The 9,502-nt window shown below is 44.2% G+C and carries 9 protein-coding genes; 2 read left to right on the top strand and 7 right to left on the bottom strand.

Annotated elements, in window-relative coordinates:
• Positions 1–168 precede the first annotated feature (168 nt).
• Positions 169–1,359 carry an IS701 family transposase gene (locus L6442_RS15965; RefSeq protein ID WP_237100135.1) on the bottom strand — a complete coding sequence of 397 codons (1,191 nt, stop codon included), beginning with the start codon at positions 1,357–1,359 and terminating at the stop codon, positions 169–171.
• Positions 1,360–1,635: 276 nt separating this feature from the next.
• Between L6442_RS15965 and L6442_RS15960 the strand changes: the two genes are divergently transcribed.
• Positions 1,636–3,114, top strand: a complete 1,479-nt coding sequence (locus L6442_RS15960) for an Lsa family ABC-F type ribosomal protection protein (RefSeq protein ID WP_212980760.1) — start codon at positions 1,636–1,638, stop codon at positions 3,112–3,114.
• An 87-nt stretch (positions 3,115–3,201) separates the two neighbouring features.
• Positions 3,202–3,576, top strand: a complete 375-nt coding sequence (locus L6442_RS15955; protein WP_212980761.1) for a VOC family protein — start codon at positions 3,202–3,204, stop codon at positions 3,574–3,576.
• 123 nt (positions 3,577–3,699) lie between these two features.
• Here L6442_RS15955 and L6442_RS33120 read toward each other — a convergent pair whose 3' ends face one another.
• From L6442_RS33120 to L6442_RS15930, 6 genes are all read right to left on the bottom strand, one after another.
• Positions 3,700–3,900 carry a DUF6199 family natural product biosynthesis protein gene (locus L6442_RS33120; RefSeq protein WP_416000096.1) on the bottom strand — a complete coding sequence of 67 codons (201 nt, stop codon included), beginning with the start codon at positions 3,898–3,900 and terminating at the stop codon, positions 3,700–3,702.
• Positions 3,901–4,028: 128 nt separating this feature from the next.
• The gene (locus L6442_RS15950; RefSeq protein WP_212980762.1) at positions 4,029–4,904 is read right to left on the bottom strand and encodes a TetR/AcrR family transcriptional regulator; all 876 of its coding nucleotides are present in this window, start codon (positions 4,902–4,904) and stop codon (positions 4,029–4,031) included.
• 193 nt (positions 4,905–5,097) lie between these two features.
• The gene (locus L6442_RS15945) at positions 5,098–6,576 is read right to left on the bottom strand and encodes an alpha/beta hydrolase family protein (protein ID WP_212980763.1); all 1,479 of its coding nucleotides are present in this window, start codon (positions 6,574–6,576) and stop codon (positions 5,098–5,100) included.
• A gap of 45 nt (positions 6,577–6,621) precedes the next feature.
• Complete coding sequence (locus L6442_RS15940; protein WP_212980764.1) at positions 6,622–6,900, bottom strand: DUF1648 domain-containing protein; 279 nt, start codon at positions 6,898–6,900, stop codon at positions 6,622–6,624.
• 112 nt (positions 6,901–7,012) lie between these two features.
• Entirely contained in the window at positions 7,013–8,479 is a 1,467-nt protein-coding gene (locus L6442_RS15935; protein WP_212980765.1) for a DHA2 family efflux MFS transporter permease subunit, read from the bottom strand.
• Between the two features lie 268 nt (positions 8,480–8,747).
• Entirely contained in the window at positions 8,748–9,455 is a 708-nt protein-coding gene (locus L6442_RS15930) for a MerR family DNA-binding transcriptional regulator (RefSeq protein ID WP_212980766.1), read from the bottom strand.
• Positions 9,456–9,502: the final 47 nt, after the last annotated feature.

Genomic DNA, 9,502 nt, shown 5'->3' with positions numbered 1-9,502 from the left:
TGGCAAAAAAAGAAACTTATTTAGTATAAGTGACAGACTAATCCTTCCAATTAGAAATTGGGAGGATTTTTTATTCTCTCATGGACAAGATTTATTTTTTAATCTATAAACTGTACATGCCAATAAACACTTCAAGAAATTGTAAATTCAAAAAAGCTGACAGTATCCCTATGCAGCTCTAAGCTGTGTTTGAATTTGAGCGAGAGCTACTCCGGATAGAGCTTGTTTATAGACATACTCAATCCAATGTTGCTTTTTTTCTCGTCGATATTGGTGCAATCCATCCAAAAGATTGCCCTGACCGCTGTAAATGCAGCACATCGAAACAAAAGATAGCAGCGCCCAGTAGCGATCGATCGCTTTCGTAGATCGAACCTGATATCGATCCAAGCCGAGGTGGACCTTCGCCGCTCGAAAATACGTTTCAATCGACCATCGCTTGCTGTAATAGCTCAGAATTTGCTTGTTGGTTAGAGAAACATCTGTACTTAGAAAAGCTTTTACTTGCTTTGGGTTCAGTTCTTCTCCTTCTTTCCAGCAGAAAAGAACGACTCCATTATCCAGCAAATTGAGCTTTCCTTCGTATCGATAAACGCGATAAGAGTCTACTCCGATGGTCACGAGATCGGTATCAGACTTCGAAATAAACGAAGCAAATTCTTTAATGGATTGGCGAATCCCTTGGGGGTAAATGATGCGATTGGTCTTCAGACCACTAATGACATGGAATCCTTGCTCGCTACTCACCTGAAGAACAGAGGCTGAAGGATACCACGAGTCCATTAATACGTACGTAGGGTGATGAGACCTGGGCACTTGCCGAATCATGTCACAAACCAGATCAATCTTGCTCTTGCTTTTGGATTCATAACGTTCTGTTGCAAAAGGATATACGACATCACCCGCCCGAAGCATGGCTTCCACTACAGCATGACCATAGACCTTCTTGCCCTTGAGATGAGAGTGGTGAAAGGCTGATCCCTGGATCGAGTCAACCGCCTGTGACGAAGGTTTGGTTTTTTCACACACCGTATCATCTACGAGGACAAAGATCGGACTGTTATTGTGTTTGGCGCTGAATTTGACTTGCTGATAGGCGATATTACGTACGATGTCCTTCAGGAACTGTTCATCCCACTTCCCATGGGATAAAAAATGGCTTAAGCTTCTGCGATCCCGATGGTGCAAGCTTTCACGATGTATGTCTGTTAAGGTACCTGTAAATCCAGATGACAACATGCCATCTACAAAGTGAGTGATGTGACTCATTACAGATTTGGAAAAATACAACGGGAGTTTCCATTGCCGAAAGATATTGTACCAATTGCGATGCTGTGTTAACGTATACGTATGAGACATTTCTTGTTCTCCTCTGCGTAGAGTGGTTGGTCGCACTTCTATTTTACACAGAGAGAATCAAGGATGTCTCTTTTTACATTTCATTACAGTGAATTTTGGCATGTACAGCTATAAAGTAAAGGAGAAAGAGAAATGAGTAGTTCAGACACTATTGTTACGCATGTAATGCTCCGTATAAGTCGCTGAATCCATCAAACTTATACGGAGCAAATTAGAATAGATGGATGTGCCGACTTTGTATAAAAGTAAGTGTTGATATACAAAGGAGGAATTATCATGTCAATGATACAAGTTCAAGACTTAACTTTTTCTTATCCAGGCAGCTTTGACAATATTTTTGAAGGTGTAAACTTTCAGATAGATACGGATTGGAAACTTGGATTTATCGGTAGAAATGGGCGAGGTAAAACAACATTTTTTAATTTATTATTAGGGAATTATGAGTATAGCGGGAAAATCATTTCTTCGGTAGAATTTAATTATTTCCCTTATCCGGTTTCGGATAAAAACAAGTACACTTATGAAATCCTTGAAGAAATTTGCCCCCTAGCAGAAGATTGGGAATTTCTTCGTGAAATCTCCTATCTAAATGTCGATGCCGAGGTTATGTACCGACCATTTAAAACATTATCCAATGGAGAACAAACAAAGGTGTTGCTTGCCGCGCTATTTCTGAATGAAGGCCAATTTCTGTTAATTGATGAGCCAACCAATCATTTAGACACTGATGCACGAAAGATTGTCTCTAATTATCTAAGGAAGAAAAAAGGGTTTATTTTAATTTCACATGACAGAATCTTTTTAGATGGATGCGTTGACCATATCCTGTCGATCAATAGAGCGAATATTGAAGTTCAAAGCGGTAACTATTCTTCATGGAAGTTAAATTTTGATAGGCAGCAGGAACATGAAGAAGCAACGAATGAGCGTCTACAAAAAGACATCGGGAGATTAAAGGACTCTTCAAAGCGTTCAGCAGGTTGGTCTAATCAAGTGGAAGCTTCAAAAAATGGGACAACGAACTCGGGTTCTAAGTTGGACAAAGGGTTTGTGGGACATAAAGCGGCAAAGATGATGAAGAGAGCAAAGAACATTGAATCAAGGCAACAAAAAGCTATAGAAGAAAAGTCAAAACTTTTAAAAAATGTGGAAAAAACCGAGTCGTTAAAATTAGAACCATTGGAATTTCAGTCAAAAGAATTGGTTGTTATGGCTGACGTGTCTGTTAAGTACGATGACCAAATCGTGAATAAGCCAATTAGCTTTAAAGTTGAACAAGGTGACCGAATTGTACTGGATGGAAAGAATGGAAGCGGAAAGAGTAGTATTCTAAAACTAATCTTAGGAAATCCGATACAACATACAGGCTCGATGAATTTAGCTTCCGGACTTATCATTTCCTATGTTGGGCAGGATACTTCTCATTTGAAGGGACTTTTATCGGACTTTATTGAAGAGCATGAGATTGATGAAACGTTATTTAAATCCATCCTACGCAAGATGGATTTTGACCGAATACAATTTGAGAAAGATATATCTCATTATTCTGGTGGTCAAAAGAAAAAGCTGCTTATAGCCAAAAGTTTATGTGAACAGGCTCATCTGTATATTTGGGATGAACCGTTAAATTTTATTGATATTTATTCGCGCATGCAGATTGAAGAGCTTATTAAAACATATAACCCAACAATGGTTTTTGTAGAGCATGATCAGGCATTCCAGCAAACAGTTGCAACAAAAACTATATATATGTAGATGAATATGAAGAATTGAAGATTCGCTACACGCCCCCGATGAAACAGCCTGACCCGATATTTATTCCACAAGAGGAGTGTTTAAATTATGATCAATAAAATTGGCCAAGTTATGTTGTATGTGAATAACCAAGACGAATCCAGAGATTTTTGGACAGAAAAACTAGGATTCGAGGTCATAGCGGAAGAAACCAATGGTCCGATGAGATGGATCGAAGTCGCTCCTAAGGGTGCAGCAACCAGCATTGTTCTTCATAGTAAAGAGTTCGTTGCCAAAATGAACCCTGAAATGAATCTCGGAACACCATCTATCATGTTTTACGCTGAGAATTTTGATGAGTTATACAGCGATTTGAAAAACAAAAATATCAAAGTTGGAGAAATGATGGAACTTCCCTCCGGCAGAGTCTTTAACTTCGCAGATAATGAAGAAAATTACTTTGCTGTATCGGAAAAGAAATAAAATAGTTGAATAAGTTAAGATGGCAGGATCTGGAGCCTGAAGATGTACTCTTGTCTGATTTTGATGATTGGCACTGTATCCTGAACAACAACTTTAATGCTGTAAGTGAAGACGAGTGGCCAATTATAAAGAAAGTGCATAGAAACACAAAAGTGCGATTATTGCGCAGATGAAACCGCCTAATCGAATAGACACAATATAAACGAATGAAGGATCTTCTGCTCCTTCTGATTTCCATTTTTCAGTGATTGCCCAAATATACTTTGGTTTAACCAACATGATTAGCCCGGCCACGATGAGTAATATACCTAAAAAAAGAAGCATATACATTCACCTCTTTTTAATTCTTGTTCGTTATCATAAGTAAGGAAGGAGGTTAAAAAACCCCCTTCGGGCATAATTAATAAATCTGAGCCGGGAAGCTTGGATTTAGTCAGGATTATAGAATGATCTTAAATCAAAGGGAGAAGCTGATTCGCATAAAAGGCAAGCTCGCTTTCTGACTCCAAATCTCGAAGGAGCGCAAGCTGGAGGAAACGTCTTGGTTGTTCCTGCGCGGATTCCTCTTGAAGCATTGCGGCGACCTCCGACAATTCTTTCTTTCTCTGATTCGGAACGGCGATATCTGGAATGATGGACGATATTTTGAGGATCAGCGCGTCTCTTCGCCCTTCGCGGGAGGCATACAGCCCATTGAGATCGACATGGGAATATTCCGTCATGTGCTCATCGATAAGGAGTGGGGAAGCCGATCGTTTTTTCAACCCTTCCACGAGATCGTCCATCCGTTCTGCGATGAACAAAGCCAATTCTTTTTTATCGATGGGCATGAACCCGAACAACAGGTGAAACGTATATTCCCGGATGAGGCCGTTAAGCAAAGCGGTGGCATCCCATTTCCATTGGTCGATGTCCGCCCCGTACTGCCTTGTCAGCATATCTTGATAATACAGAAACATGCTTCTTCTCATCATGCTCAGAACGTTTTCGATTTTATCGTTGTTGACGGGAGGGAGCTCGTTATGATCGCGCGAAATATAATAGCCGTGCTCCACGTAAAAATCGAATTGGTAGGCAAGCTCCTCCAAGTAGGTTTCCCTTTTGGGCAGCTGCATTTTTCGGATTCGATCCACCGCATCGATCATGTCCCGCTGACGCCTCTCCAAAATACTGATGTACAGTTCTTCTTTCGAGCTGAAATGCTTGTAAAGCGAACCCTTGGCAATGCTGCAATCATCGGCGATATCCTGTATGGATGTCGCCTGATACCCTTGTTCCGTAAACAGCCGAATCGCCGACTGCAAAATCTTCTCCTTCAGCACACTCATCCGTGCCGCCTCCTTCAGTGACGTCTAATAAGAATTCATATCAAGCTTAGGTATGTTTCCGAACACAAGGTTCAGGTCAAAATTTTTTGATACATCGAATCTATCTTAACGCTTTTTGCCTATGTCATCACTACTTCCGATCATCTAAGTCTGGATTTGCGGAAGGGAAGCATCTGCATTTTGTCCCAGCGATCTAAAGATTGGAGGCATTCCGTTCATGATTCGGCTGAATCAAATGAATTTGCGGATACTTCTTGGACACTTCGTTCATCTCTGAATGGCCTTTACCTTTGACATATTGGTCAAAAAAGGCTAGGCTCACCTCGTTGATGATTCGATGCACCTCACGTGGTTGTTCTTTCTTACCGGATAGAAGCGGAGAAAACAGATGAAAATCCGTAAAACTCATATGGGACGTATTCGGGATCGTCATCGTGTAGCCGCCGCTTTGCAAGGCAAGGTTCCGGCGTCTTACGGTCTCATCCCAAAACGCTTCATAGGATCCCCTGGATTTTCCGCTCCGCGCGATCGCCTTGTCCAGCGACCTTTCGAACACGGACTTATCGATGCTTTGTTCTCCATTCATTTGCAAATATGGCTTCGTCATACCGCTTTCAGGAGGTGGACCGCCATAAAGCGTTCCATCCATGTTGATAGCTGCCAATATGCGCGAATCCTTCAAGAGCATTTGTGCCGCGGCGGCGCCGCCGTAGGAGTGCCCAAACATCCCGGTGCGGGTCAGATCGAGGCGGTCTTTGAATTTCCCTTTGTACCCATTGTTGTTCAGGTTTTGCAGTTGGTTCAATACAAAAGTCACGTCGCCGACCCAAAGGGGCATATGGCGGTCAAAATCGCCGAATCCGCTCAAGTTGCTTTTCTTCATCAAAATTTCCCTTCCGTCCGGATAAACGGTCGCCGCCGCATCATATGCGTGATCGATGCCAACCACGATATATCCATGGCTGGCCAGCTCTTCGACCTGAAACGTATTCTGGTTTCGAAAGCCCGTCATGCCGTGGGAAAAGATCAAGACGGGATACCGGTTCTCGACATCGGACAAAGGGGCGTCCGTATAAGCATGCGACTGTACAAGACTCAGGTGTTCAAGCGTCCACGACTGAAAGGAAAGGGCGCTTTCGAGTCCTTGGGTTACGGCCTTCACGTGACGGATATAAGGTTCAATCCGCATAGAATCTGTTGTAGCTGCAGGATACCATAACTGTACCATCAGCTCCCGATGCGCATTAGAATCAGATGCGTTTTCGTCCTTCCGGCCAAAATCCGTCCAATGCAATACCGTCGTCCCCACCTGATAGGGGCCGGTCGGATTTTCAAAGGCGAAAACGGGCATAAGCATTGGAGGAGCAGCCATAACCCCAAAGGATATAAGAACCACGATTGTCCAAAGGGTGGCTTTCCAACCCCTCCGGCTGCTCTCGGCTCGCTGCGGTTTTCTCCAGGTTATGCATAGGATCAGTATCATGACAATTGCAGCTGCATACGCAGGGACCATCTGCAATCGGTACCCATCCACAACCATCTGTAAAATCAATGCAGCCAAAAGCGAAGCAAACGCAAACGATCGGGATATTTGGACAAAGCGTGGTTTCCATATGAACAGCATCGGAAGAAAGAAAATCAGCAACACAAGAATAATTTCGAAAAACCTCAAAGTCTTCCATCCTCCAAGTTATCGTATTTGTAGTCATTGCAAAAGTCAAATGACGACGGCATTGTAGAGCAGATAGAGATGGAGCAGCCCGCAGAAGTAGATTCCCCAGACCGTTTTGAACTCCAATTTCTGCAGAAGCAGCGCGATGGCCATCAGCACCGGAAAGATATACAGTCCAACATACTTATTAATGAACCGATCGGCATGTCCACCGTTAAAATGAATCGGAATGTGAAGGGGACAAAAACCCATCACGGCAATCGATAATAAAAAAGAAAGGACAACAACGACAGTCGTTACCTTGAATTCAGCAAACGGACTCATGATCCATCCCTCCAGCAATTTGAATTTCCCGACACCGGATCCGCATTGCATCCCATCGCCAATCGGGACAAGGGGACACTCATGAAAAGCATCGTATTCGCACGGAACCCTTTCAGGCCATCTCGGGCTCGGATGCTTCTGCCGGAACCGGCTTGGGTTTGCGGATAAAGAAGCTTAGGACAAGTCCAGCGCACGCGATGAATGCAGCTGCAAAAAAGGTCTCTCGGAAAGAGGCTATGCCAGCTTCCAGCATGCCTTGCTTCGCCGACACCCGACTTAGATGGACCGTCATCCGTGATGATAAGTACCCAGTAAAGCCTGCGATGGCAAGCGAAGTCACGACCTGCTGCGAAGCGCTTGTCAGGGGAGTGACCCGGCTGACCAAATGACGCGGAGTCGCGTTCAGCACATGGGTGTTCAATGACATCATGGACAGACCCATCCCCGATCCGAGTAAGAACAAGGTCATCATCATATATGCCAACGGGGTATCGGACTGCAGGAAAGACATAAAGAACAGCCCGCCCGTAATCAACGTCATCCCGGCAATCAGGGGTGGACGAGCCCCCACTTTATCAAAAATACGGCCGGCGAGCGGCATGAAAATCATCGAACCGGCAGCCTGTGGCAGCAAGATGAGCCCCGTTGCCAGCGGCGAGTAGTGCTTAACCTGCTGAAGCAGGAGCGGAAAAAGAAGCACCGTACCAAACAAAGCGGTTTGCATGATCCACGAGGCCACGATGCCGCGGGTGAAATCCAAAGATTTAAACACCCTAAGCTCCAGCAATGGCTGCTCTTTGATCAGACACGATACGATAAACGCTGCCAGTGCGGCACCTCCGATGATGAGACCGGACAATGCCCGGTCCGATGTCCAGCTGACGCTTCCTTCGCTGATGCCGAACGTGATCAAGGCAAAGGCAATCGGTCCTAAAATCATACCTAAAATATCCAAATGCGGTGCCTCATGCCCCGGAAAGTTTGGCAAAAACTTGTTTCCAATCACAATGCCGAGAATGCCGATAGGCAGATTGATCAAGAATATCCACTGCCAGCTAACGTATTCAACGAGCCAGCCGGATAAAACGGGCCCAAGGGCGGGAGCCAGAAGCATCGGAATTCCGAACATTCCGATAATTGTGCCTCTTTTCTCCGGAGGCGCAATGCGGTAAACCATGGCCATTCCGATCGGAGATACCATGCCGCCGCCCAGCCCCTGAAGAATACGGAAAATGATCAACTGGGAGGGAGTTTGAGCAAAAGCACACAGGACCGAACCGAAGGTAAACAGGCCGATGGAGACCAGGAATACGCGTTTGGCACGGAATTTATCCGACATCCAACCGGCAAGGGGAATAACGGCGGATAAGGACAGCGTATAAGCGGTTACGGACCATTGAATGGTATGCAGCGTACTGTCAAAATTGTCGACCAGCGTAGGAATGGCGACGTTCACGACCGTGCTGTCAAGAATAACCATGAAGGTGCCGATCACGACGGCAAGAAGGGAGGCGACGATTCTCTTCATTGAGAACCCTCCCGGCTCGTTAAGGGTTTGAGCTGCGAATTTGTTTGACATATGTTCACCCTGCTTTCTGTAAAATCATCGGGCGGAAAGCCTTTTTCCCCTTGAGAAAGGCACGCCCAACTCGAAATGACCTATTAGTTTTATATAAAACTCATCAGTCATTCCAAATTCATTCTATCGAGCCGGCAGAAATATGTCAAATCAAATATCCGTAGGGTCAGCGTCCTGTCTTCAGAAAAGAGACCGATCCATCAAATCATTCACACTTTGGGCCCATATTCGTTAGCAAGCGGAAAAGTTAAACAAGGATTTTTACCATTTATTCTATTTTGCAAAGTTGTATATATCTCATCATTTCTGATATGCCATTCATTTGCTTTTCCAATTGCTCATTCAGCTTCTGAAGAGCTACTTTAAAGGAGCGTTCAATCGTAGTCAGATCATGTGTCTCTAAAGCCTCAAGCAACTGTTTCATGCTTTCAATGAAAAAGACGGTTTTCCTTAAACTGCTCAGCACAATAATCTTTTTTAATTCCCGCGATGTAAAGACTCTATATCCGTTTTCCGGATTACGCTTAGCACGAATAAGCCCCTCCTTTTCCCAATGTCGAATAGCGGATGGGTTTACACCAGCGATAACGGCGACCTCCCCGATTTTCAATTCATCCGTGACCTGAATATTCCTATACATCGAGAAATCAGTTTGATGAATGAGACTCATGACCTCCTCGACACGTTGTTTCTCTACCTGAATGTTGTACTGTTGTAAATTGATCTTCCAAAGTGCTTGTTCGACGCGACCTTTTTTTAATAAGCTCATGACTTCGTAGGCGATAGGCAGTTCGAATCCTTTGATCAAGGATCGTAAAGCTATGAAAGCTTGAGCATGGATCGCTGTATAATATCTTCTATTACTGGATGTCCGAGGTACGTCAGGCACCAAATCGAGGCTTTCATATCTTCGCAAGGTCGTGGTGCTGACATGAAGTCTTTGGGCCATCCGTTTCGGCGTATAGGTTTTGTCCATCTGCAGGCACCTTCCTTAAAGTCAAACTATAAAGTACGGCAACAACA

The organism is Paenibacillus azoreducens (genome assembly GCF_021654775.1).
Classification (GTDB): Bacteria; Bacillota; Bacilli; order Paenibacillales; family Paenibacillaceae; genus Paenibacillus_AQ; species Paenibacillus_AQ azoreducens.
Note: the sequence above shows the minus strand (reverse complement) of the source record. Positions and strands in the feature narration are given on the sequence as shown.

Bases quoted from the DNA above. Each gene is read 5' to 3' on its own strand.
- L6442_RS15930 (WP_212980766.1), bottom strand. From the start codon at position 9,455: ATGGACAAAACCTATACGCCGAAACGGATGGCCCAAAGACTTCATGTC.
- L6442_RS33120 (WP_416000096.1), bottom strand. From the start codon at position 3,900: ATGCTTCTTTTTTTAGGTATATTACTCATCGTGGCCGGGCTAATCATG.
- L6442_RS15950 (WP_212980762.1), bottom strand. From the start codon at position 4,904: ATGAGTGTGCTGAAGGAGAAGATTTTGCAGTCGGCGATTCGGCTGTTT.
- L6442_RS15935 (WP_212980765.1), bottom strand. From the start codon at position 8,479: ATGTCAAACAAATTCGCAGCTCAAACCCTTAACGAGCCGGGAGGGTTC.
- L6442_RS15965 (WP_237100135.1), bottom strand. From the start codon at position 1,359: ATGTCTCATACGTATACGTTAACACAGCATCGCAATTGGTACAATATC.
- L6442_RS15940 (WP_212980764.1), bottom strand. From the start codon at position 6,900: ATGAGTCCGTTTGCTGAATTCAAGGTAACGACTGTCGTTGTTGTCCTT.
- L6442_RS15955 (WP_212980761.1), top strand. From the start codon at position 3,202: ATGATCAATAAAATTGGCCAAGTTATGTTGTATGTGAATAACCAAGAC.
- L6442_RS15960 (WP_212980760.1), top strand. From the start codon at position 1,636: ATGTCAATGATACAAGTTCAAGACTTAACTTTTTCTTATCCAGGCAGC.